The following is a 21,730-nucleotide window of genomic DNA, read 5'->3' on the forward strand; positions in this document are numbered from 1 at the left end:
TATGTTATAAGACTTTAATCATATTAAAAGTTGGTAAAGTTTGTTATGTTGTGCATATGGACAGAGATAGATTAAAAAAAAATATGAGGTAAAAAATGGACACATTTTCAAAGGCATTACTAAGCGAAAAGACTGATAAGATTCCAGATGAATATGATTGGTTTGCACCACTTCTTGGAGACTGGAATTGTGATTACGATGACAACTATGATGGTCAAAAACGCCATGTAAAAGGTGAGTGGATTTTCAGAAGAGTGCTTGAGGGCGCTGGTATTCAAGACATCTTTATTTTTCCTTCGAGAGCGACTAAGGAAAAATCACCTCAGCCGGATGGAGAATATGGTTCATCTTTCAGAATGTTTAATAAGTTTGAAAAATGCTATGATGTTTGTTACACTTGTGATCACTGTATGAAAAGACTGCGTTTTACAAAAGAAGGGGATAGACTTATTGGCAAAGTACTGGATGAAGAAAACACTTACTGGATTTTCTCAGAAATTACAGAAAACTCTTTCCACTGGGAAAATGTTATGATAAAAGATGATGGTACAAAAATTTATGATTGTCAAATTGTTGGTAAAAGAATTAACCATTAAAAATCCTGTTGCACTATTTGCGACAGGGGGTATTGTATAATAGAATCTGCATTGTGATTAGTTTAAGGGGGAGAACACCATACACCAAGGGAGATTACGGTTCAACTCCGTAACGCATTGCACCAGTAAAGTACTACTTACATTACTTCACTCCTTGGCTTCCGTACAAGCGGAAGCCTTTTTAAATGGCAAAATTAAAACTTTATTTCCAAACAAAAAAGTCGAATGCGTTCATTACGTTTTTATAATCAGAAGTACATAAATCATCCAGAAAGAAAAATTTTACATATTCTTCAAAAGTCTGAAATAAATCAAAAAAATTACTATCTTTTTTAATTGTTTCATATAAAGGACTCTCTTCTTTATTTCTGGATTACAATCTGCAACACTGTATTATTTTATGTCATAAATTAATCAAAAATTAATAATCCCGAATCTACCAATACTGACTTACAGTCTGGACAAATCATTTTTTTAAACATTTTAGGATTATAGTTTTCATAATGAACCATATATATTACACCTTGGGCATTTCTTTGATGAATCTTCATTTTCATAAACATCTTCGTTTCTACGTAAAGCTAACTCATTAGATATATGAACTAATTTATTTTCCCAAATACCACATTCTGGACATAAATATAAAACTCCTTTTAAATTATTAGTTGCAGATAATTTACCACCCCCCAAAAAAAGATGATAATTTATATTACATTTTTTACAAATCATTACACAACCACAAGGCATAAGTCCTTCCTTTGTGATTTTTTTATTCTTCTCTGACTTTTGAGATCCTTTTTTATAGATTTGTTATTTTTTGATTTGTTTCCCTCTTCGAGGATTTTTCTCATGCTCTCAGTAAAATATTCACTTGGTTCTACATACATTTTACTCATGTTTTCCTCCTATAGGATTATGTTTTATCAATTCTTCCCAGTATTCATCCCATTTCTGGGGTAGATCTTCTCGCTGTTCAAGATGATACTCAGAACCTTTAATAAGTTTCTGAGTATCATCTGTTTTTTGATCCTTGTTGTTACACATAGGTAATCCATTAAAGTTTAACAGACACAACAATTTCCTCTCCACCTACATATGCAAGTTTACTTGGATAAGCCATCATCTTAGGTTTTGATTCACGGATAATTTTTGCAGCAAGAGCACGGATGTGTCCGGCTTTTTCAAGACCTGGATTACCAGAAATCTTTGCTTCCGGACTTTCGATACAAACAAGAATTGAGTTCTTGTCGTGGCTGTTATATGGCTCTGCCTGTACAACTGTTTCAAGAGATTCATAGAAATTATGTTTTGTATTGCGAATCTTTTCTGCCATACCAAGAAGGTCATCACAGCTGAGATTGTCGCAAAGTTTATCGAGAGCATAAGGCTCTGCATCCCAGTTATAAAAACATGTACCAACAAGAGGCAAAGTAAGAGTTACGTTGTTCTTCTTAAACCATCTCATATAAGCCTGGTCCAGAGTTTCACGTGATGAATCAAAATCGAGTTTTTCTTTTACACTGTCAAAGAGTAAAGGAATTTTATCTGGATCAATATTTGCCATACGTCCATAACAGAGTGAGAAAAGAATCTCTACGCAGTACGGTTCGAGGATGTACTGTGTAAGCTGTGCAAACTTCTCAAACACTGTACGACGGCGGAGATATAATTCTCCGGCAAGAAGGCTGTTCTTTGCTTCAACTGCAGAAAGCAATGCTCCAATATGAATGAGATAATCAAATACATCTTTGTCTGAAACATTTACATCTGGTGCTACATAAACTACTGGATTACAGTTCAAAGCTGAATCAATGAATGTGTAGAAACTTGGAGTGTAATAAGTGCTTGAAGCAAGTTTCTGTGCGCCGTCTACATCAGGCTTATTGTTTTTTCCCCACTTACCAACATAGTCAAGCTGTCCTGTTTTGCTCTTTGTGAATTCAAAACAGTCATTGGCTGTCTTAATTAAAATCTGTGCGTTCATAGGCACCTCCTTTCATCAGTTTACGTCTCTATTATAAAACAAGGGGTGTCGCAAATAATGATGCACCCTCAAAAAAAGTGTGATATAATTTTTAAGGAGTTTTTATATGGCACAGAAAAAAAAGACTATTCAGAGAAATCCGACTCATATTTTCAGCTACATATTTCAGATAGATAAAGACATTCGAAATGGAGATTATCCAAACGCTAACAAGCTTAATAAAGAACACGGATGGAATCTGAGCCGAAGTACATTCGGGCGTTATATAAATATTCTTCGTGATGATTATGGAGCTCCTGTTGAATTTGATTATCAGAAAAACGGTTACTATTACACGGACAATACATTCTTTATTCAGCAAGTGATGTTGAAGGAAGGAGAGCTTCTGACGCTTTCAACAATTCTGCCTCTTATGGAGCAGTATAAAAATACACCGCTTGAAAAGTCTTATCGTGATTTGATGGAAAAGCTTATTCAGATGCTGCCGGAAACAATTACTGTTGATTCAGCTTTGATAAACAATGAAGTTCATTTTATTTCTGACCCGATAACGACTTTAGAAAAAGGAGTTTTCGAAAATGTATTAAAAGCAACAAAGGCGCATTTTACACTGCAGATGGAATACAAGACTGCACAGAATACTGATTATGAGGAAAGACGATTTGATCCTTATCATATGATTTGCCAGAAAGGCAGCTGGTATGTTCTTGGATATTCGCATCATGCGCAGGCAATCAGACTTTATGCAATGCCACGAATTAAAAACAGTAAAATCACTAAAGACAAGTTTTCTATTCCGAAAGACTTTAAACTTGAACAGCATATTGATGTTCAAATGGGAGCCTGGGGAAACAGCGGCGAAAAGTTTAAGGTTGAAATTGAGTTTGTAAAAGGATTGAAAACTTACGTAATGGAAAGAACCTGGCACAAAGGTCAGACAATGAAAGAAAATCCTGATGGTTCTGTATATCTTTCATTTGAAACTAATCAGTTGAGTCAGGTTGTTGCATGGGTTATGTCTTTTGGAGGTAGTGCAAGAATTTTGGGGCCAAAAGAATTGAAGAATAGAGTTGGAGATGCAGCCAGAGAAATACTAAAGAATAACTAATTATATAATATCTAATTTATTTTTTTATGAAAAGTTCTGAAATTAGAACAAATGCGATTCCTATAGCAATGCTCAGGAACATATATAAAGCTGCAATTCCTGGATGTCCGTTTTTCAGAAGATTAGAGCTTTCAAGTGCAAACGTTGAAAATGTTGTAAAACCTCCGCAGATTCCAACTTTCAAGAATAACACCAGGCACCGCCAAGTGCAACTGCAAGACAATCAATCATTTATATTCTCCTTTCTCTGGAGATTATCAGAAATTGACATCGGACTCAAAAAATTCCCGCTTCATTTCCCAGCCAGTCTTAGTCCAGGACTTAGCGAGGGTGATGGAACGGCGGCCGTAGGTGTTTGTTATTGTATCAACGGCTTCCATCAGTTTTCGTTTTTTGATGTCTTCTTTCGGGTCTATCCAAAGCCAGCCCTGATACTGGGCAGGCATAATATCCAGGAGCGTTACCATAATTACTTTGTAGCCGTAGCCTTCATGATATATGTGAGGAAGAATAAGTCTTGCGGCATTTACTAAATCCGGAGTGTAGGAAGTAAGGCGGGGTAGCTCTGCAAAGGCCGATTCCCCAGATAGTTGCACAGTCAGTCTGCTCAAGCAGAGCATCAACCCTGTCAGGATTATATACAAAAACTCCACCGTGCTCTTTTGCCTTTTTGTTGTAGAGCTTTGCGAGAGTTTTCGTAGGGCCGGCACCAATGCAGATCGGAATCCCAACTTCTTTATAAATGCGTTCCTTACAACAGTTGCTGAAGGATGCTTGATAATGTAGGAATTAAAATCCATCTGGTTATGCTCGTACCCCTGAGCCGGACTTGGAAATCCTGTAATCATGTTTACCTCTATTTAATATTGCAGTTTGAATATTTATTCTGTATTATAGTATAGTAGTTACTAGTGCCAAAAATAGGCACTGAATTTTTTTTTTTTTAAATTTTGTGATATAATTAAACTATGAGCGCCAGAATAAAAGAAAATCATACAAAGTCATTAAGATTATTTAAGATAGAGCAGGCAATTCAGAATCTCGGATACCCGAGTGTTGAACGCCTTATGAAGGAACTGGAAGTTTCCCGCCGTACAATCCTTCGCGATATCGACGAGCTGAAAATCTATTACAACGCACCAATCGAATATGACAGGATGCGTAAAGGCTATTATTACAGCGATAACACATACTTTGTAAAAAACATGATGCTCACAGAAAGCGAAGTATTTGCAGTAACAGGAATCCTGCCACTCATGGAACGTTACAATAATACACCGCTTAAAAAGACAATCGAAAAAGTTTATGACACACTGTCTCAGATGCTGCCCAATCAGGTAGAAGTGCAGTCAAGTTTTGCAAACGACGTAGAGTTCATAGCAGATCCGATTCCGGTTATCCCCGAAGAAGTTTTTAATGATGTGTTTAAGGCAACAAAACTTCATAAAATCATGAAGTTTGATTACAGAAGAATCAGCGCCACAGAATATACTCCGCATGAACTTCATCCATATAAGATTTACAATCAGAAAGGCGACTGGTATATTCTGGGGTATTCACCAAAGCATGAAGATTTTGCAACATTCACCCTGGCCCGAATGAAGAACATTGAGCTTGGCGATGAATTTAAGTATGACAAAAATTATCAGCAGAAAGTCCATATAGATCCGAACTTTGGAATCTGGAATAACGAAACAAAACCGCAGAAAATAGAGCTTCTTTTTGATAAGTCAATAAACACCTACGTCCTGGAACGCACCTGGCATAAAAATCAGCAGTGCAGCCAGAATGAAGACGGCACAGTCTATTTGAGTTTTGAAACAAACCAGATTCAGGAAACTCTATACTGGCTCTTGAGATTTGGAGCTTCAGTTACTGTTGTGAATCCGCCGGAATTGAAGAAGATGTATGCAGACGAAGTGAAGAAGATGGCGGAGAGGGTGAAGAATAAATAGGGCGTTCCCGGCCGCCTTTCAGGCGTCCGGTCGGCTGTTCCGCACTTCGCTACCGCTCATCCTCCTCACTCGCCATTCGGCTCGCTGCGGTGGACGCCTTCGGCGGTGCTTCATAGCCTAACGCAAAGATCTGGTTCTTTTTTTAAATTCCTGGTAAGCTGCATATATGATTAGAAATTTTTCTATAGATAATTTAAATGAAACACTTAGATATAATTTAATAAATTCAAAACAGTATAATAATTTTGATTGTGGACCTGATTTTATAAAAAATAATTCAGAGGAAGGAGTAAAAGTTCTTTCCGCTCTTTTAGATGAATTGAAGTCTTGTAAATCATTTGACTTTTCTGTCGCCTTCATAACACAAGGTGGAATTGCTTGTTTACAAAATACATTAAGATTTTTAGATAAATCAGTTAAAGGAAGAATTCTTACTTCTGATTATTTACACTTTACAGATCCAGAAGCATTGAAAAAGATATTAAGTAATTTTCCAAATATTGAACTTAAAATATATACTAGAGATGCTTTTCATACAAAAGGATATATATTCAAGCATTCTAATTATTATTCAATGTTGATTGGAAGTTCAAATCTAACAGAAAGTGCACTTACAGAAAACCAAGAATGGAATCTTCGGGTTATTTCAGCCGAACATGGTTATTTATTGGATAAAGTTAGGAATGAGTTTGACAGGGTTTGGGAAGAAGCTATACCAGTAACACCAAAGTTTCTTAAAGAATATATTCCCAAACATAATCATGCATTGAAGAATAGTAAGAGAGTTCCTATCGAAATCGTTGATGATTCTTCAATAAATGAGAATATTGAAAATGGTGAAATAATAAAAGCTGCAAATCTAATGCAGGAAAAAACATTAATTAATCTACAGGCATTACGAAAGGCTGGTGAAAAAAAAGCTATATGTGTTGCTGCTACAGGAACAGGAAAAACATATCTTTCAGCTATGGATGTAAAACAAGTAAAGCCCAAAAAAGTTTTATATCTGGTAAATCGAGAAACTATTCTAAGAAAAAGTGCAGACAGTTTTAAGCAAATTCTTGGAAGTGATATTGATGTTGGATTTCTGACAGGTAATGAAAAGAGTTTTTCCCACAAATATTTATTTGCAAGTGTTTGGACTATTGTCAAAAAAAGAAACTTAAAGAAGTTTGATAAAAACGAATTTGATTACATTATTGTAGATGAGGTTCATCATGGAGGAGCAAAAACTTATAGAACTTTAATTAATCATTTTGAGCCTGATTTTATGCTTGGACTAACTGCAACTCCAGAACGCACAGATAAATTCAATATTTTTGAATTATTTGATTTTAATCAAGCTTGCAATATTCGTTTACATCAAGCATTAGAAGATAAATTATTATGTCCTTTTCATTATTATGGAATTGCAGATTTAACAATAAATGGTGTTGAAAACGATAAGCATTCATTAGTTGCAAAACTTACAACTGATGAACGCGTAAAACATATTATTGATAATATCAATTATTATAGAAATACTAGCGAAACTAATAGGGGATTGATTTTTTGTAGTAGATATGAGGAAGCTGATAAAATATCCGAAGCCCTAAACAAACATGGATTTCACACTATATCATTGCATTCAAAGAATGCAAAAAAGAATGAATTAAGAGAACAAAAAATTGCAGAACTCGAAGATCCAAATAATCCTCTTGAATATATAGTTACTGTAGATATTTTTAATGAAGGAATTGATATACCTTCATTAAATCAAATAATAATGTTACGTCCAACAAAGTCGTCAATTGTATATATTCAGCAATTAGGCCGTGGATTACGTAAAAATGAAAATAAAAGTTATTTAACGGTTTTAGACTTTATTGGAAATTATGAAAATAATTATATGATTCCAATTGCCTTGTATGGTGATAATTCAATGAATAAAGATGATTTGAGAAAAAAACTTTCAAGGCGCAGTGAATATATACCAGGAAGTTCTACTATTGATTTGGATCCAATATCGGAAAAACGAATTCTAAAAGCTATTACAGATACAAATTTTCAGCGTCATCAACTTCTAGTAGAAAAATATAGATATTTAAGGAATCAATTAAACCGAATTCCAACGTTAATGGAATTTGCAGAATCTGATTCGATAGATCCAATTAATTTCATGTTTCATGTAGTTTCAAAGAAAAATAAAGAAACAGGAGCATATGAAAAGTCTTTTACATTTAATAAAACATATATAGAATTTGCATACAAAATTGAAAAAAAGACTATTAATTTCACTAAAGATGAAATGACTATCCTAAAGTTTGTATCAAAAGAATTATCAAATGGTATAAGACTTCATGAGTCATTACTTCTTTCTGAATTAATAAAATCAAAAAAAATAACAAAAAAAAAATTTATAGAATTACTTCTTGAGAAAAATATTGAGGCTATCGAGAGTGATCTTTCAGGAATGCTTAATATAATAAATGGAGATTTCTATAAAAAGGCAGAAAAGAAAGGTGAAGATAAGAAACGTCAGTATACAAACTTTGATTTAATTGTTTATAGCGATGATCAATATTCTTTATCAAAAGAATTTAATGAATTATTAAATCATGATTCTATATTCAAGAAAGATTTATTAGATCTACTAGAATATTGTAATTATAGATGGAAAAATAATTATTCAAAAGACATTACAAATAATAATCTTGCTCTATATCAAAAGTATACACGTAAAGATATATGTCGACTGCTGAATTGGGAAGCAAACGAAGAATCTGTAATTTATGGATACAAAAGAGATACGAAAACAAATACATGTCCAATTTTCGTTACTTATCAAAAAGTTAAACTCGAAGGTTCGACAACAGATTATAAAGATAGATTTATTGATAATTATCAATTTAGATGGCAATCAAAGGATGGAAAAATTTTAAGTGAAGATAAGACTTTACAAGATATACAGAATTCAGATACAAATGGTTTATTGATTCCTCTTTTTATAATGAAAAGTGATAATGAAGGTGGAAACTTTTACTATGTAGGTAATTGCTCTGTTGCTGAGATTTCACAAAGCGAACACCAAACCAAAAAGGGAATCAGACCAATAGTTAATGTAGTGTTTAACATGGACATACCTATAAAAGATGAGATTTTAAATTATTTAGAACAAGATTTTTCTGAGGAGATATAACAATGAAGCAAATAACAGTTAGCGGAGCTATTATTCTTCGCACAAATCCAGACACAAATAAAAAAGAAATATTCGCAACTCAACGTGGTTATGGCGATTATAAAGACGGTTGGGAAATTCCAGGCGGTAAGCTTGAACCTGGCGAAACGCCGGAACAGTGTATTGAACGTGAAATTCGAGAGGAACTTGCAACTGAAGTAAGAGTCGAAAGAATTCTTGGAGTAGTAGATTACGACTATCCAAACTTTCATTTAACCATGCATTGTATTTTATGTACTATTGTTTCTGGAGAGCTTAAGCTTCTTGAACATGAAGCTGCTAAATGGGTGACAAAAGAAACGCTGCGTTCTGTTGATTGGTTACCTGCAGATCAGCTGATTTTGGATAAGATTGAAGAGATTTTATAATAAAATCTTATACTTTTTTGAATTAGGAGAGATATTGTATGGAATCTATAGACGTTTTATTAAAACATATCGAATTATTTCGGAAAGCTACAAAAGAAAAGAGCCGTTATTGGTCATGGATTGATTGCAATAAAGCTTTTATCGCAAATGCAAAGATAACAGAAGAAGATCAGGCAAAAATATTGTTTATGTATTTGGCTAGTTGGGGTATGCTTCGTAATTCTTTTCTTCTTGAATATAATTATAGGATTCTTATTCCTATTGTTAAACTTCTAAATACCCCAAAGTATTCAATTTTGAAAAATCCAGAAATTGATATCATTGAAAATAATATTGACTTATTATGGGAACTTACAATTGAAATACGAAAGGCATTTAAAGAATATCACCCAGATGGTCCTGTTTCTGATACCCTAACTACAAAGATTCTCATGGGAACAATAGGATGTACTGTTGCTTATGATAGATATGTGATTCAGACTCTAAGAGAATATAAGATAGCATCTGGAAATTATGGAAAACGTTCAATTTTAGAATTATGCAAATATTATAAAGCTCATCCAGAATTAGAGACTATTCGCCAAGTTATAAAGAAAGAAGATAAAATAGATTATCCCCCAATGAAAATCCTTGATATGGGGTGCTGGGAAGATAAATAGTATTGTAGATATATGGCAGCAGGTTGGAATCAAACTTCCGGTACTTTCCGAGAAGGCCCGATTGATGAGAATACTTTTTGGATGTTGTTCAATTATGTATTTTCAGACAGTTCGGCAAAAAGGACGACTTATAAGTTTGGCCTTATAAAATCGATTCTTGATAATCTCTTTAATAGTGAAGGGGAGGATTGTAGTTTATTTATAAGTTACGAAAATCTCTTTGGAAAGTTCTCAGAAAACTATTGGAACCTGGTCACAAAGTATCATCTAAAACAAATGCTGTCTGATGGAAAGAGTGAGTATTCAAAGATCGAGCAGCTGTTTATGACTTTAATTCATGAAGAACCTTCGTTTGCGGCTATTCCTTTTACATCAATTCCAGAGACTAAACGAAATTCAATCATTAAACAGATTAGTACTGAGTGCAGAAGAAATGTAATTGGTGCATTGCATAGAGATTTCCAAGATTGTCTTTATGCATTTGATTTGAAAGGTGATGGAATATTTCTTAATACATATGCTTTTAATTTTATGCTTAAATATAAAGTCGAAATTGAAAAGTTGAATTATTATGCATGGGCAAAGTTTCTTGAAAAAATAAATGATGAATCTGTTGTTGTTAAACTTCTGGAAAAGCTTGAATTAGCAACACCTCAAAGAGATAATTTATCTGTATTCCAACAAGTCCTTTATAAAGAATTTGAACAGTATAATTGTTTTTATTGTAGAAGAAAATTGCATGAGATTCATGTAGACCACTTTATTCCTTGGAGTTTCATAAAGGAAGATAAACTTTGGAATTTTGTTTTAGCATGTCCAGCTTGTAATATACGAAAGAGCAATAAGATTCCGAGAATGGAATATGTAAAACTTATTCAAAATCGTAATGATGATTTAAGGAAACTTAATTCTGCTTTTGTTCAACATCAATTTAAAACTTACAAACCAAATCTGATTAGTGATATGTGGAGATATGCACAAAGTGGTGGATTTGTGTTGATGTAAATGTACTGTTTATAAAAGCAGGAGTTGCGGGCGGCGCTTGAGCCCGCTGGAAGGGGTAGCAAAACCGCGGAGCGGGTTGGAGCGAGGGGAAGTCCTTCCCCTCCTGCATAATAATTTTTGAGGTTTGAAAATGTCTGATTCATTCAACCGATTATACGAAGTAATAAAAACTCTCATCTCTCCTAATGGATGTCCGTGGGATTCGGTGCAGACTCCGGAGAGTATGAAGAAGTATCTTGTGGAAGAAACTTTTGAGGCTCTGGAAGCGATTGTAGAGGGAGACGTGGAGCACACTAAGGAAGAGCTGGGCGATGTAATTATGAATGCGGTTGAGATTGCGGCTCTTTATGAAAAGCAGGGGAAGTTTTCTATTGATGAGGTTTTAGATGGAGCTGCTGAAAAAATTATCCGCCGGCATCCGCATGTTTTTGAAAAGAAGGAAATGACGCTGGAACAGCTTAATGTTCAGTGGGATAAAATCAAGAAATCTGAAGGTAAAAAAGAAAAGCTTTCACATGAAGAAAAATTTGCAAAGATGCAGAAGCTTCTGGAGTCAATTGCGCCGGAATATAAATAGTTTCTAAAACAGTATAATTTTAGGGACTACCAGATCTTCCCACGATTCTTTTTAATTTCGCTGCGAATCTTCTTCAGTTTTAGCTTGCGTTCTTTGCTGGCTCGCGTAGGTTTTGTTTTGATTCTCTTTTTGGGAATAACCAACGCCTGCACAATTTTATTTTCAAGACGTGAAATAGCAATTTCACGATTCCGTTCCTGATAGCGTTCATCATCTACATCAAGGAAAAGACAGTCTTCCTTATTGATCATAGCAGTAAGCTTTGAACGCAGGCGCACGAGTTCTGTGTCTGTAAGGCCGCCAAGTGAAGAAACAGGAATCACCAGATGAACTTTTGTGTTTACTTTATTTACGTTCTGACCACCATTACCGCCACTGCGAGCGAAAGTCATTTGAGAATTGTTGATTATTGATTCATGAAGTTTTTGGCGGTTCATTTTGGAGCTGATGGGACTGTTAGCAGTAATAAGAAATCTGGCCGAAAAATTTAATCCATTTTTCAATAATTTCAGAACTGCGGGCTTCAAGAATTTTCAGAATATTATTTAAAACATGATTTGGAATTTTTGAATTATTATTGCAGAGATAACATTTACCAGATTTGGTAATCCAGACTTTTGTGGCATTTTTTACAGGACTGCCTTCTGCGATATGTACATGTATTGGTTCAAGAGGTTCATTTTCATCGGCCCAGAAATAAACCCAATAGGAACCAATTTTAAAAACCTGCGGCATTCTCGAATCCACCTTTTTTAGAAAAATCAAGAATTAAATGTGCAGTTGATTCAATGATTTCCTGATAGCGTGCAATTTCTTCTTTTGTAAATCCGTTAATGTCTTTCCATTCGTATCCAGGAATATAACAAGAGGCGTTATGAAAACAATCTTTTTCATCAGGCTTTTCAATGTATACCTGAACTTTTCCATCTGGAAGCATTTCTGAGTGAACAATTTCTGTCTGATCGTCTAAAGTAAGAAATGGATATTTCATATTCAAAACCTCCTATTAGTATTATAACACGTTTAATTTATCTTTCAACTGGAAGTAGTACTATGCAATTTTGGAGCTGATCGGACTTGAACCCTATTACGAAAGTTTGGAAATATACCAATTGGTGGGGCGTTGCGGGGCAATGACGTCGGTGATGTGCCCCGCAGAAGGGGTAGCGAGCAACGAAGTGCGAGCGAGGGGAAGACTTTCCCCTCCTTAATCAATAAATCTATCGGCAATTTATAAAACGCTTTTTAGACTGAAATTACGCTTTATATTTTGCCGATAATCTGCTATAATTTTACCGATGAGTAAGATTAAATACATATCTGTTGAAGAAGCGGCTCAGAAGTGGCAGATCAGCGAACGTAGTGCCCGTAATTATTGTGCTCAGGGAAGGGTGGAAGGTGCTCTTCTGGAAGGGAAAACCTGGAAGATTCCTTCAACTGCAAAAAAGCCGGAGCGTAAACCTCGTCATTCTGCTGTAGAAGAAACATTATTAGATTGTCTCAGGCGTGAAAAAGAGGCCTCTCTTAAAGGTGGCATTTATCATAAAATTCAAATCGACCTGACTTATAATTCTAATCACATTGAAGGCTCAAAGCTTACTCATGACCAGACGCGCTTTATCTTTGAAACAAAAACGCTTGGTGTTACTGACAAAGCTGTAAAGGTTGATGATATTGTTGAGACTGTAAATCACTTCCGTTGTATTGATCTTATAATTGAAGGTGCTCAAACAAAGCTCACAGAAAGTTTTATTAAGCAGCTGCATTTTATTCTGAAGTCTGGAACAACTGACAGTCAGAAATCATGGTTCAGAGTAGGAGATTATAAAATGCTTGAAAACGAAGTCGGCGGTAGTGATACGACTAAGCCTGCTGAGGTGGCGGGTGCAATCAAAACGCTCCTTAAAGAATACAATTCAAAATCAAAAATCACGCTTGAGGATATTCTTGATTTTCATGTTCGGTTTGAAACTATTCATCCATTTCAGGATGGAAACGGTCGTGTTGGCCGTCTGATTATGTTTAAGGAATGTCTGAAGCATAATATTGTTCCTTTCATTATTACAGAAGAACTGAAGATGTATTATTATCGCGGCATCAAAAACTGGAAGAGTGAGCGTGGGTATCTGCGGGATACTTGTCTTACCGGACAGGACGAGATGAAGGCGACCTTGGATTATTTTGGGGTGAAATACATTGATGATAGATTCAAACGCTCTACCAGGTGAGCTACAGCCCTGAGTATATTTTTATTATATCAAAAAAATGATACAATAGGAATCATGAAACTTTTAATCGTAATAGACATGCAGAATGATTTTATAGACGGAGCACTTGGAACTAAAGAAGCTGTTGCTATTGTTCCTGAAGTTGCTAAGAAGATAGAGCAGGCTAGAGCTGCTGGCGAAATGGTTGTGTTCACACGCGATACCCATCAGCAGAACTATCTTGAAACTCAGGAGGGAAAGAATCTTCCTGTAGTTCACTGTGTTGAAGGTTCGGACGGCTGGCAGATTTCAAGCGCTCTTAATGTAGGTGATAGCCGTATTTTTGATAAGCCTTCTTTTGGCTCTATGGCGCTTGCTGATTATGTCGCAACTCTTGATGGGCTTGAAGAAATTGAACTTGTAGGTCTCTGCACAGGAATCTGCGTTATCAGCAATGCCTTTATTCTTAAAGCAAAACTTCCTGAAGTTAAGATTTCAGTTGATTCTTCATGCTGTGCCTGTGTAACTCCTCAGAGTCATGAGACTGCACTGTCTGCAATGAAGCTGTGTCAGATCAATGTGAAATAAAAAAGATCATTTCCTTGGTTTGCGCTTTGCATAATTATTTACTATAATAATAATATGATTATTCCAATTATTCTTTCAGGTGGAGCCGGAACACGTTTGTGGCCTTTAAGCTGGGGGGATCATCCTAAACAGTTTTTGCCACTTGTTACTAAAAATACAATGATTCAGGAGACTTTGCTCCGCCTTAAGGGGCTTGAACTTGGTGCTCCTATAATTTCCTGCGGGGAGGGCCATCGATTTATGGTTGCCCAGCAGATTGGTGAAGTTAGTGAAGTTAAGCCTACAATTCTTCTTGAGCCGATGGCTAAAAATACTGCACCTGCAATTGCTGCTGCATGTTGTGCTGCTATGAAACAGGATAAGGATGCAGTTGTTGTAGTTCTTCCAAGCGATCATGTTATTGCTGATAAAGAAGCTTTCCAGAAGGCAGTTCTTACAGCTGCCAATAATGCCGCACAGGGCTATCTTGTTACTTTCGGAATTGTTCCGACATTCCCTGCAACCGGTTATGGATATGTAAAAGCAGCCGGAGATGAAAGTGATGGTGCCTTTACGCTTGAAAAATTTGTAGAAAAACCTTGTCTTGAAAAAGCTCAGGAATATCTTGCAAGCGGTGAGTATGCATGGAACAGCGGAATGTTTGTTTTTAAGGCTGCAATTTTCCTTGAAGAATTAAAAACTTTTAATCCTGAAATGGCAGAGCTTTCTATTCAGGCTTTTGAAAAAGCTGTTGTTGATACAGATTTTATACGTCTGGATAAGGATTCATTTGGTCAGATTAAAGGCGATTCAATTGACTATGCGGTTATGGAAAAAACTTCTAAAGGCCGTGTAGTAAAGCTGAATGCAGGCTGGGATGATGTTGGATCCTGGAGTGCACTTTATGACATCAGCCAGAAAGATGAAAATCAGAATGTTATAAAGGGTGATGATGTAATTACTCTTGATACAACAAGCTCTTATATCCGTGGCGGAAAAAGAACAATTGCAACTATTGGTCTTGATGATGTTGTAATTGTGGACAGTGATGATTCTCTTCTTATTGCAGCGAAGGGAAAAATCCAGGACGTAAAGAAAATAGCAGAAATTATTAAGAGTCGCAGCTAAGCTTTTTAAACGGCTATTCAATTACAAAAGTGCCGGCATCAAGTTTTGCTTCGAGTTCTTCGCGGGAAATTGGTTTGCTGAAAAGATACCCCTGAAGCTTTTCACAGCCATTCTCGCGAAGGAAATCATAAGCTTCCTGAGTTTCAACACCTTCTGTAAGAGTCTGCATTCCAATGTCTTTAGCCAGATTTATTACATTCTTAAGAATTTGTCGGGCTCTTTCGTTTCCTTCGAAATTCGAAAGGAACTTCATATCAATTTTCAATAAATCAAAATCATATTCTTTTAGAACATTTAATCCTGAATAACCTGAGCCAAAGTCATCAAGCCAGAGAGCATAACCATGGGCACGGAAACTCTTTAGTTCTTCCTGAAGCTTTATATCATCTTCTGAAAGAGTACTTTCCGTAATTTCAATATGAATATCAGACTTATCAATGTTATACTTTTTCAGACAGTTTTCGACTTCTTCTGCAAGATTAAGTGAATCAAAATCCAGACGCGAAAAGTTCAGTGAGACAGGAATTATTTTTCTGCCTCTTGCTCTTGCAGATTCGATATGCTGGCAAACCTTTTCTACTATATACATATCCAGTCTGTGAATCTGATAGTATTCTTCTAGTGTTTCAATAAAATCAACAGGGGAGAGGAAACCAAATTGCGGATCATTCCAGCGGGCTAATGCTTCCATTCCACAAATCTTTCCTGTTTGAGAATTTACAAACGGCTGATAATAAACCTGAATATATTCATTCTTAATGGCACTATCAAAATTATTGATGATGTACTGCTTCTTCTGGAATCTTAAAGACATTGTCTCATCATAAAGACAATAGGTGATATTATAATGCTTTTTAATTGAATTACAGGCATAACGTGCATGGTCACAGGCAACCAGAGGAAGTACTTCCTTATTCTCAGGTTTATAAGCTCCAACTTTAATTCCAAGTTTTATATCATATTGATATTCAGAAAGCTTCTTGCAGATATCTAAAACCTTTTCTTTGATTCTTTCATCTTTTGTAAGTACAACAAAGTTATCGTTTGAAAAATGAGCTGTCAGGGATTTTTCAAAAGTCTGATTCAATAAATCTGCAAATTTCTTTAAAAACGAATTACCTTCCCAGAATCCATATTTTTGATTAAGCATCTTAAAATTCTCTATATCAAAATACAGATAGATATACTGGTGAATATCAATGCCATTTTTGTTAATCAATTCAAAGGACTGGCCTCTGAAATAATTCATATTTGCAATTCCGGTAACTTCATCGCTAATAGACAATTTCAAAAGGATATCATGAGCCTGTTCCAGCTGTTCATCTTTTTTTGCTTCACTTAATTTTTGTCTGTAAGAGTTGATTGCACTTAAAAGAATGATTATTAAAACAATGCTCAGATTCACTTTTGTTGCATAAGATGCTGGTATTGCTGAATTACAGAGATAGAAAAATACTCCATAAGAAGTTGTAAGAAATATAATCGAATAGACAGGGCGCCATACCGTAAAACAAAAAACGATTATGGTCATTGTCATAAGTGTGATGAACTGTTCACCCTTAAGATAATCAAGATAAGAAATGTAAATCCCAAATGCGATTGAAATTACAGCAAATACAAACCTGATTGTCCACCAGACATTATGATTTTTAACAATTTTCTTAAGATGTAAAATACTATAGATAAGAAGAACTAATGCTGATATCAATAAAACTGAATAACAGAGAAGATGGGTAAACAGCCATTTATCTGAACGATTCAGGTCACCTACAAATTGAAAAAAGAGTGTGCTGCAAATCATCCAGAGTTCTAGAACTACAACTACAGAAGCTACATATAAACTTGAACGTATATTTGAAGCATCAAAAAAATCATGTGTATATTTTGTTAATTTTTCTATTCCGAAAAAATGCTTAACCTTCTCCAATCTGCTCATATACTAATATTATAAAGCCGGAATCAAAAAAAGGGAAAGTTTTTTTTAAGATATTGTTATATTTCTCTAATCATTCAAATATTGCAAGATGAATAATCTCGGTTTATAATAGAAGAATTATGAGAGCAAAAACATTTAAGGGTGGAATTCACCCTAAAGAGTATAAGGAACTGAGTAACCAGTGTCCTATAACTCCAGCGTTTCCTGCATCAAAAACCGTGACTATTCCGGTTACGATGGGAGGCGCTCCTAATCAGCCGCTTGTAAAAGTTGGCGATGAAGTTGCAAAAGGACAGATTATTGCTTCTGGCGAAGGCTTTATGAACTGTCCGGTACATTCTTCTGTTTCTGGAAAAGTAAAAAAAATACAGAATTGTCTTATTACCGGTAATGGTATGGCTCCTTGTATTATCATTGAAGCTGATGATGCAGGTAGAGAAACTCTTCTTCCGGTATTAAATCCTTTTGAAACAACTAAAGAACAGGCCTTAGCCCGTATTAAAGAAGCGGGTATTGTTGGTATGGGAGGTGCATCTTTCCCAGCCCATGTAAAGCTTAATCCTCCTGCAGATAAAATCATTGACTATGTTTTGATAAACGCTGCTGAATGTGAACCATATCTTACCTGTGATGAGCGTACTATGCTTGAACAGCCGGCAAAAGTTATTGATGGTCTTGCAATTGTCATGCATATCATAAATGGTGGTAAGGATGGTCAGGGACACGCAAAAGGTATTATTGTTCTTGAAGATAATAAAGAATATATTCTTCCAGCTCTTGAAAACGAAATTGCTGCTGCCGGATATGCTGACAAGATGTCGGTTTGTCTTGTAAAGACTAAATATCCTCAGGGTGCTGAAAAGTTTATTGTTTCGGCTGCAACAGGTCGTGAGATTCCTAGCGCAAAACTTCCGGCTGATGCAGGTTGTGTTATCTGTAATGTCGGATCTATATGTTCTATCAGTGATGCTTTCCGTCTTGGAATGCCTTTGATTGAACGTTCACTGACTATCAGTGGTGGAGCAGTTGAAAAGCCTGTAAACCTTCGTGTTCCAGTAGGAACTATTGTAAGTGATCTTATGCCTTCATGCTTTACTTTGAAATCTGAAGGTGCAAGCGAACCCGTTAAAATTATTTCCGGTGGTCCTATGATGGGCTTTGCCATGGCCAGTGCAGATTTCCCTGTTGCTAAAGGAACAAGTGGTGTTACTTTCCTTACAGAAAAAGAAACCTTCCTTGAAGAAGAATCTCAGTGTATTTCGTGCGGTTCCTGTGTTGCAAAATGTGCAATGCGACTTTCTCCGGCTCTGATTGTTCGTGAACTCAAGGCTGGTAATATAGAAAAGGCTAAGAGTTTTGGTCTTATGGATTGTATTGAATGCGGCTGTTGTGCGTTTGTTTGTCCTGCCAAGGTTAATCTGATTCAGAGAATCCGTCTTGGAAAAGGAATTGTACGCCAGAAAATGGCAGAAGAAAAAACTAAGGCTGCCGCTAAAGCAGCTGCTGAAAAAGCTGAAGGAGGCAAGTGATGAGCAATAAAATTCATGTTTCTTCTAGCCCTCATTTTAATCTTAAATGTAATACAACAATGATTATGGGAACTGTGCTTTTTGCGCTTCTTCCTGAAATCATTATGGGTATTGTTTTATTCCGCTGGGCAGCTTTAATAAGAATTCTTATTTCAGTTGCTTCTTGTGTATGTTTTGAATATATCTTCCAGAAGGTAACTAAGCAGAAGGTTGTAATTGGAAATCTCTCTGCCTGTGTTACCGGTGTTATGATGGCACTTGTTAGCCCGCCGACAGCTCCTGTTTGGATTTTTGTTGTAGGTGCTGCAGTTGCCATGATTGTTGCAAAAGGATTATTTGGTGGAATCGGTTCTAACGTATTCAACCCGGCATTGACTGGACGTGCGTTTATGTTCCTCAGCTTCCCTGCAGCAATGGGTGCTTCCTGGCTTACACCAAAAACAATTTCTGCAGTAGATGCAATTTCTTCTGCGACAACTCTTTCTGCAATGAAGGCTGGAACTTTCGCTGTAGAGCAGGGTACTTACTGGCAGTACTTTATAGGTAACAGAGCAGGTTGTATTGGTGAAACTTCAACCTTGTTGATTTTGATTTCTTTTGCTTTCCTTGCACTGGCTCACATTATTGACTGGCGTGCACCTGTTGCAATGGTTGGAACTGTTGCAATCTGTTCCTGTATTACAGGTGAAAATGTTGCCATGGCTTTGATGACTGGCGGTCTTATGTTCGGTGCAACCTTTATGGTAACTGATTACGCTACAGCACCTCTTACTAAAAAAGGCCGTCTCATATTCGGCTTTGGCTGCGGTCTTATTACATTCCTGATCCGACGCTTAGGCGGATATCCGGAAGGTGTTATGTTCTCAATTCTTATTATGAACAGTGTAGCTCCATTCCTTAATAATCTTACAGCACGTAAGTACGGTTACGGTAAAAAGGCCGGCCGTCCTGCAGATGCAAAGGAGGTAAAGTAATGGCTGAAGCTTCCGTAAAAAATCAGAAAGAAAATGCATGGAGCATGATCCGTCTTGGACTCATTCTTGCAGCTTATGCTGTTGTTGCCTGTGCAATGCTTGCTGTAGTTAATAGTTTTACAGCTCCTAAAATTGCTCAGAATCAGGAAAGAAAGGTTAGTGCAGCAATGCAGGAATTCTTCCCTGACAATGGACTTACTTTTGAAACCATAAATGATTTTACACCTCCTGTAGTTGGTGCAATTACAGTTGATGAAATGTATGTTGCTAAACGCGGTAATGAAATTGTTGGCGGTGCCGCTCAGGTATCAGGTCCAACTTATGATCAGGGAACAATTCTCATCGGTATTAAAACTGATGGAACAGTTACCGGTTTGAAATTCCTTAAGCTTACAGATTCTCCTGGTTTTGGTCTTAAAGCAAATGATTCAACGTTTAAACTTCCAAACGGTAAAACCTTCTATGGACAGTTTGAAGGAAAGAATGCAAAATCAGGCTTTACTGCCGGAGAAAACTTTGATGCAATTTCCGGTGCAACAATTACAAGTGTTGCAGTTTCTTCTTTAATCAATGAAGGAACAAAAAATATTCTTGCATATTTTAATCAGAAGGGGGTAGCAAAATAATGGCAAACACAAAACTGAAAACCTTCGTTAATGGTTTCCTTCGTGAGAATCCTCTTCTTGTTTTGAACATCGGATTGTGTTCATCTCTTGGTGTTACAACAAGTATTTTCAACGGTCTTGGTATGGGAGTTGGCATGACTTTCGTACTTGTGATGAGTGAAATCGTAATCAGTATTTTCCGTAAGCTGATTCCTTCTGCAATCCGTCTTCCGGTCTTTATTACTGTAATAGCAGCCTTTACTACAATCGTTCAGCTTGTTCTGAATGCTTATGTTGAATCTCTTTACAATGCTCTTGGAGTTTTCATTCCGCTTATCGTTGTAAACTGTATCATCATGGGACGTGTAGAAGCTTTTGCATCTAAAAATAAAGTTGGAGATTCTATTCTCGATGGTCTTGGAATGGGTATCGGTTATACAATCGTTCTTGTTGCAATTTCTTTGATTCGTGAACTTCTTGGTGGAGGAACACTTTTTGCAGGAACTGCTCTTAAGATTGATGTTCTTCCAGAAGCTTACCGCATCGGAATCTTTAACAGTGCACCGGGTGGCTTCCTTGTATTCGGTATTCTTGCTGCATGTCTTCAGGCATGGAAACAATACAAGCAGAATAAAGCTGATGAAGCAGAAATCGCTGCATTGAAAGAAGCTGATAAACCAGCCGAAGTTGAAGCACCAGCCGCTGCTGCACAGCCAACTGAGGGAGGAGCACAATAATGGAAACAATCAAACTTTTTATAAAATCTGCTCTTATCGATAACGTAGTTTTCATCCAGTATCTGGCAATCTGTCCGTTCATTGGTATGACTAACGATACAGAAAAAGCAACTGGTATGGGACTTGCAACTACCTTCGTAATCATGCTTGCAACTGCCGTAACCTGGCCAATCTACAAGCTTGTTATGGTTCCGCTTGGGCTCGAGTTCCTTCAGACTCTTTTCTTTATTCTTGTAATTGCTTCTCTTGTACAGCTTGTTGAATTCTTCCTTAAGAAGATGTCACCTGGCTTGTATAATGCAATGGGTGTTTACCTTGCTTTGATTACAACTAACTGTGCAGTTCTTGGTATTACTATCAACTGTATTTCTAAGAACTACAATTATGTACAGAGTCTTGTTTATGCATTCGGTTCTGCAATGGGCTTCCTAATTTCTATGGTAATTATGAGTGGCGTTCGCAGCAGAGTTAAGACAGCAAATCTTCCAAAGGCTTTTGCAGGAACTCCAATATTGTATGTTTGTGCAAGTTTGTTGAGTCTTGCATTCCTTGGCTTTAAGGGCCTTATTAAATAAGTG

At 36.3% G+C, this 21,730-nt stretch carries 26 protein-coding genes and 1 pseudogene; 16 read left to right on the top strand and 11 right to left on the bottom strand.

Features of this window, described 5'->3' with window-relative positions:
* The first annotated feature begins 95 nt into the window (after positions 1-95).
* Positions 96-596: a hypothetical protein gene (locus AABJ44_RS07605; protein ID WP_338371282.1), complete on the top strand. Its 501-nt coding sequence runs from the start codon at positions 96-98 to the stop codon at positions 594-596.
* A gap of 202 nt (positions 597-798) precedes the next feature.
* Here the strand turns inward: AABJ44_RS07605 and AABJ44_RS15310 are convergent.
* The 5 genes and pseudogenes from AABJ44_RS15310 to AABJ44_RS07625 all read right to left on the bottom strand — a co-directional run.
* Positions 799-948 (bottom strand): annotated as a pseudogene (locus tag AABJ44_RS15310) (DUF6994 family protein); the annotation flags it as partial.
* Between the two features lie 146 nt (positions 949-1,094).
* Positions 1,095-1,343 (bottom strand): hypothetical protein, encoded by a 249-nt coding sequence (locus AABJ44_RS07610; RefSeq protein WP_338371283.1) that lies wholly within the window; start codon positions 1,341-1,343, stop codon positions 1,095-1,097.
* Positions 1,325-1,492: a hypothetical protein gene (locus tag AABJ44_RS07615; protein WP_338371284.1), complete on the bottom strand. Its 168-nt coding sequence runs from the start codon at positions 1,490-1,492 to the stop codon at positions 1,325-1,327. Before AABJ44_RS07615 ends, AABJ44_RS07610 begins: the two co-directional genes overlap by 19 nt.
* A complete protein-coding gene (locus AABJ44_RS07620) occupies positions 1,485-1,640 on the bottom strand; it encodes a hypothetical protein (protein WP_338371285.1) in 156 nt (51 codons plus the stop codon). The genes AABJ44_RS07615 and AABJ44_RS07620 overlap by 8 nt, the downstream gene beginning before the upstream one ends.
* Before the next feature lie 10 nt (positions 1,641-1,650).
* The gene (locus tag AABJ44_RS07625) at positions 1,651-2,580 is read right to left on the bottom strand and encodes a hypothetical protein (protein ID WP_338371286.1); all 930 of its coding nucleotides are present in this window, start codon (positions 2,578-2,580) and stop codon (positions 1,651-1,653) included.
* Between the two features lie 106 nt (positions 2,581-2,686).
* On the opposite strand from AABJ44_RS07625, the gene AABJ44_RS07630 reads away from it, so the two are divergent.
* Positions 2,687-3,688, top strand: coding sequence for a helix-turn-helix transcriptional regulator (locus AABJ44_RS07630; protein WP_338371287.1), 1,002 nt, complete (start codon positions 2,687-2,689; stop codon positions 3,686-3,688).
* Between the two features lie 16 nt (positions 3,689-3,704).
* Here the strand turns inward: AABJ44_RS07630 and AABJ44_RS07635 are convergent, their stop codons facing one another.
* Together AABJ44_RS07635 and AABJ44_RS07640 are read right to left on the bottom strand one after the other, a co-directional pair.
* Positions 3,705-3,872: a fluoride efflux transporter FluC gene (locus AABJ44_RS07635; RefSeq protein WP_338368330.1), complete on the bottom strand. Its 168-nt coding sequence runs from the start codon at positions 3,870-3,872 to the stop codon at positions 3,705-3,707.
* 73 nt (positions 3,873-3,945) lie between these two features.
* Positions 3,946-4,536 carry a DUF4113 domain-containing protein gene (locus AABJ44_RS07640; RefSeq protein ID WP_338368331.1) on the bottom strand — a complete coding sequence of 197 codons (591 nt, stop codon included), beginning with the start codon at positions 4,534-4,536 and terminating at the stop codon, positions 3,946-3,948.
* Positions 4,537-4,656: 120 nt separating this feature from the next.
* Here AABJ44_RS07640 and AABJ44_RS07645 point away from each other — a divergent pair, with 120 nt between their 5' ends.
* The 6 genes from AABJ44_RS07645 (at position 4,657) to AABJ44_RS07670 (ending at position 11,469) form a co-directional block, all read left to right on the top strand.
* Complete coding sequence (locus AABJ44_RS07645) at positions 4,657-5,643, top strand: helix-turn-helix transcriptional regulator (protein WP_338368332.1); 987 nt, start codon at positions 4,657-4,659, stop codon at positions 5,641-5,643.
* 166 nt (positions 5,644-5,809) lie between these two features.
* Complete coding sequence (locus AABJ44_RS07650) at positions 5,810-8,821, top strand: DUF3427 domain-containing protein (protein WP_338368333.1); 3,012 nt, start codon at positions 5,810-5,812, stop codon at positions 8,819-8,821.
* A 2-nt stretch (positions 8,822-8,823) separates the two neighbouring features.
* Positions 8,824-9,228 (top strand): (deoxy)nucleoside triphosphate pyrophosphohydrolase, encoded by a 405-nt coding sequence (locus AABJ44_RS07655; protein ID WP_338368334.1) that lies wholly within the window; start codon positions 8,824-8,826, stop codon positions 9,226-9,228.
* A gap of 38 nt (positions 9,229-9,266) precedes the next feature.
* Positions 9,267-9,887 (top strand): hypothetical protein, encoded by a 621-nt coding sequence (locus AABJ44_RS07660; RefSeq protein WP_338368335.1) that lies wholly within the window; start codon positions 9,267-9,269, stop codon positions 9,885-9,887.
* 12 nt (positions 9,888-9,899) lie between these two features.
* Complete coding sequence (locus AABJ44_RS07665) at positions 9,900-10,892, top strand: HNH endonuclease (RefSeq protein WP_338368336.1); 993 nt, start codon at positions 9,900-9,902, stop codon at positions 10,890-10,892.
* Between the two features lie 130 nt (positions 10,893-11,022).
* Positions 11,023-11,469, top strand: a complete 447-nt coding sequence (locus tag AABJ44_RS07670) for a MazG nucleotide pyrophosphohydrolase domain-containing protein (RefSeq protein ID WP_338368337.1) — start codon at positions 11,023-11,025, stop codon at positions 11,467-11,469.
* Positions 11,470-11,495: 26 nt separating this feature from the next.
* Here the strand turns inward: AABJ44_RS07670 and arfB are convergent, their stop codons facing one another.
* Genes arfB through AABJ44_RS07685 form a run of 3 tightly spaced genes read right to left on the bottom strand, consistent with a single transcriptional unit; the run spans position 11,496 to position 12,460 of the window.
* On the bottom strand, positions 11,496-11,906 hold the full coding sequence (arfB, locus tag AABJ44_RS07675; protein ID WP_338368338.1) for an alternative ribosome rescue aminoacyl-tRNA hydrolase ArfB: 411 nt from the start codon (positions 11,904-11,906) through the stop codon (positions 11,496-11,498).
* Between the two features lie 19 nt (positions 11,907-11,925).
* Complete coding sequence (locus AABJ44_RS07680) at positions 11,926-12,204, bottom strand: DUF4160 domain-containing protein (protein ID WP_074644986.1); 279 nt, start codon at positions 12,202-12,204, stop codon at positions 11,926-11,928.
* A complete protein-coding gene (locus tag AABJ44_RS07685; RefSeq protein WP_338368339.1) occupies positions 12,188-12,460 on the bottom strand; it encodes a hypothetical protein in 273 nt (90 codons plus the stop codon). Before AABJ44_RS07685 ends, AABJ44_RS07680 begins: the two co-directional genes overlap by 17 nt.
* A 307-nt stretch (positions 12,461-12,767) precedes the next feature.
* Between AABJ44_RS07685 and AABJ44_RS07690 the strand changes: the two genes are divergently transcribed.
* Genes AABJ44_RS07690 through AABJ44_RS07700 form a run of 3 tightly spaced genes read left to right on the top strand, consistent with a single transcriptional unit; the run spans position 12,768 to position 15,371 of the window.
* Positions 12,768-13,697: a Fic family protein gene (locus AABJ44_RS07690; protein WP_338368340.1), complete on the top strand. Its 930-nt coding sequence runs from the start codon at positions 12,768-12,770 to the stop codon at positions 13,695-13,697.
* A gap of 54 nt (positions 13,698-13,751) precedes the next feature.
* Positions 13,752-14,264, top strand: coding sequence for a cysteine hydrolase family protein (locus AABJ44_RS07695; RefSeq protein ID WP_338368341.1), 513 nt, complete (start codon positions 13,752-13,754; stop codon positions 14,262-14,264).
* 54 nt (positions 14,265-14,318) lie between these two features.
* A complete protein-coding gene (locus AABJ44_RS07700) occupies positions 14,319-15,371 on the top strand; it encodes a mannose-1-phosphate guanylyltransferase/mannose-6-phosphate isomerase (protein ID WP_338368342.1) in 1,053 nt (350 codons plus the stop codon).
* Positions 15,372-15,384: 13 nt separating this feature from the next.
* Here AABJ44_RS07700 and AABJ44_RS07705 read toward each other — a convergent pair whose 3' ends face one another.
* The gene (locus AABJ44_RS07705) at positions 15,385-17,307 is read right to left on the bottom strand and encodes an EAL domain-containing protein (protein ID WP_338368343.1); all 1,923 of its coding nucleotides are present in this window, start codon (positions 17,305-17,307) and stop codon (positions 15,385-15,387) included.
* A 119-nt stretch (positions 17,308-17,426) separates the two neighbouring features.
* Between AABJ44_RS07705 and rsxC the strand changes: the two genes are divergently transcribed.
* Genes rsxC through AABJ44_RS07730 form a run of 5 tightly spaced genes read left to right on the top strand, consistent with a single transcriptional unit; the run spans position 17,427 to position 21,727 of the window.
* Positions 17,427-18,836 carry an electron transport complex subunit RsxC gene (rsxC, locus tag AABJ44_RS07710; RefSeq protein WP_338368344.1) on the top strand — a complete coding sequence of 470 codons (1,410 nt, stop codon included), beginning with the start codon at positions 17,427-17,429 and terminating at the stop codon, positions 18,834-18,836.
* Positions 18,836-19,810 (top strand): RnfABCDGE type electron transport complex subunit D, encoded by a 975-nt coding sequence (locus AABJ44_RS07715; RefSeq protein ID WP_338368345.1) that lies wholly within the window; start codon positions 18,836-18,838, stop codon positions 19,808-19,810. Before rsxC ends, AABJ44_RS07715 begins: the two co-directional genes overlap by 1 nt.
* Positions 19,810-20,436: an RnfABCDGE type electron transport complex subunit G gene (locus AABJ44_RS07720; RefSeq protein ID WP_177177763.1), complete on the top strand. Its 627-nt coding sequence runs from the start codon at positions 19,810-19,812 to the stop codon at positions 20,434-20,436. Before AABJ44_RS07715 ends, AABJ44_RS07720 begins: the two co-directional genes overlap by 1 nt.
* Positions 20,436-21,152 (top strand): electron transport complex subunit RsxE, encoded by a 717-nt coding sequence (gene rsxE / locus AABJ44_RS07725; protein ID WP_083379877.1) that lies wholly within the window; start codon positions 20,436-20,438, stop codon positions 21,150-21,152. Before AABJ44_RS07720 ends, rsxE begins: the two co-directional genes overlap by 1 nt.
* The gene (locus tag AABJ44_RS07730) at positions 21,152-21,727 is read left to right on the top strand and encodes an electron transport complex protein RnfA (protein ID WP_074644973.1); all 576 of its coding nucleotides are present in this window, start codon (positions 21,152-21,154) and stop codon (positions 21,725-21,727) included. The genes rsxE and AABJ44_RS07730 overlap by 1 nt, the downstream gene beginning before the upstream one ends.
* Positions 21,728-21,730 lie beyond the last annotated feature (3 nt).

Source organism: Treponema bryantii (genome assembly GCF_036492245.1).
In the GTDB taxonomy this organism is placed as follows: Bacteria; Spirochaetota; Spirochaetia; order Treponematales; family Treponemataceae; genus Treponema_D; species Treponema_D bryantii_C.

Excerpts from the sequence above, each read along its gene's own strand:
- AABJ44_RS07605 (WP_338371282.1), top strand. The coding sequence starts at position 96 with ATGGACACATTTTCAAAGGCATTACTAAGCGAAAAGACTGATAAGATT.
- AABJ44_RS07610 (WP_338371283.1), bottom strand. The coding sequence starts at position 1,343 with ATGCCTTGTGGTTGTGTAATGATTTGTAAAAAATGTAATATAAATTAT.
- AABJ44_RS07615 (WP_338371284.1), bottom strand. The coding sequence starts at position 1,492 with ATGAGTAAAATGTATGTAGAACCAAGTGAATATTTTACTGAGAGCATG.
- AABJ44_RS07620 (WP_338371285.1), bottom strand. The coding sequence starts at position 1,640 with ATGTGTAACAACAAGGATCAAAAAACAGATGATACTCAGAAACTTATT.
- AABJ44_RS07625 (WP_338371286.1), bottom strand. The coding sequence starts at position 2,580 with ATGAACGCACAGATTTTAATTAAGACAGCCAATGACTGTTTTGAATTC.
- AABJ44_RS07630 (WP_338371287.1), top strand. The coding sequence starts at position 2,687 with ATGGCACAGAAAAAAAAGACTATTCAGAGAAATCCGACTCATATTTTC.
- AABJ44_RS07640 (WP_338368331.1), bottom strand. The coding sequence starts at position 4,536 with ATGATTACAGGATTTCCAAGTCCGGCTCAGGGGTACGAGCATAACCAG.
- AABJ44_RS07645 (WP_338368332.1), top strand. The coding sequence starts at position 4,657 with ATGAGCGCCAGAATAAAAGAAAATCATACAAAGTCATTAAGATTATTT.
- AABJ44_RS07650 (WP_338368333.1), top strand. The coding sequence starts at position 5,810 with ATGATTAGAAATTTTTCTATAGATAATTTAAATGAAACACTTAGATAT.
- AABJ44_RS07655 (WP_338368334.1), top strand. The coding sequence starts at position 8,824 with ATGAAGCAAATAACAGTTAGCGGAGCTATTATTCTTCGCACAAATCCA.
- AABJ44_RS07660 (WP_338368335.1), top strand. The coding sequence starts at position 9,267 with ATGGAATCTATAGACGTTTTATTAAAACATATCGAATTATTTCGGAAA.
- AABJ44_RS07665 (WP_338368336.1), top strand. The coding sequence starts at position 9,900 with ATGGCAGCAGGTTGGAATCAAACTTCCGGTACTTTCCGAGAAGGCCCG.
- AABJ44_RS07670 (WP_338368337.1), top strand. The coding sequence starts at position 11,023 with ATGTCTGATTCATTCAACCGATTATACGAAGTAATAAAAACTCTCATC.
- arfB (WP_338368338.1), bottom strand. The coding sequence starts at position 11,906 with ATGAACCGCCAAAAACTTCATGAATCAATAATCAACAATTCTCAAATG.
- AABJ44_RS07680 (WP_074644986.1), bottom strand. The coding sequence starts at position 12,204 with ATGCCGCAGGTTTTTAAAATTGGTTCCTATTGGGTTTATTTCTGGGCC.
- AABJ44_RS07685 (WP_338368339.1), bottom strand. The coding sequence starts at position 12,460 with ATGAAATATCCATTTCTTACTTTAGACGATCAGACAGAAATTGTTCAC.
- AABJ44_RS07690 (WP_338368340.1), top strand. The coding sequence starts at position 12,768 with ATGAGTAAGATTAAATACATATCTGTTGAAGAAGCGGCTCAGAAGTGG.
- AABJ44_RS07695 (WP_338368341.1), top strand. The coding sequence starts at position 13,752 with ATGAAACTTTTAATCGTAATAGACATGCAGAATGATTTTATAGACGGA.
- AABJ44_RS07700 (WP_338368342.1), top strand. The coding sequence starts at position 14,319 with ATGATTATTCCAATTATTCTTTCAGGTGGAGCCGGAACACGTTTGTGG.
- AABJ44_RS07705 (WP_338368343.1), bottom strand. The coding sequence starts at position 17,307 with ATGAGCAGATTGGAGAAGGTTAAGCATTTTTTCGGAATAGAAAAATTA.
- rsxC (WP_338368344.1), top strand. The coding sequence starts at position 17,427 with ATGAGAGCAAAAACATTTAAGGGTGGAATTCACCCTAAAGAGTATAAG.
- AABJ44_RS07715 (WP_338368345.1), top strand. The coding sequence starts at position 18,836 with ATGAGCAATAAAATTCATGTTTCTTCTAGCCCTCATTTTAATCTTAAA.
- AABJ44_RS07720 (WP_177177763.1), top strand. The coding sequence starts at position 19,810 with ATGGCTGAAGCTTCCGTAAAAAATCAGAAAGAAAATGCATGGAGCATG.
- rsxE (WP_083379877.1), top strand. The coding sequence starts at position 20,436 with ATGGCAAACACAAAACTGAAAACCTTCGTTAATGGTTTCCTTCGTGAG.
- AABJ44_RS07730 (WP_074644973.1), top strand. The coding sequence starts at position 21,152 with ATGGAAACAATCAAACTTTTTATAAAATCTGCTCTTATCGATAACGTA.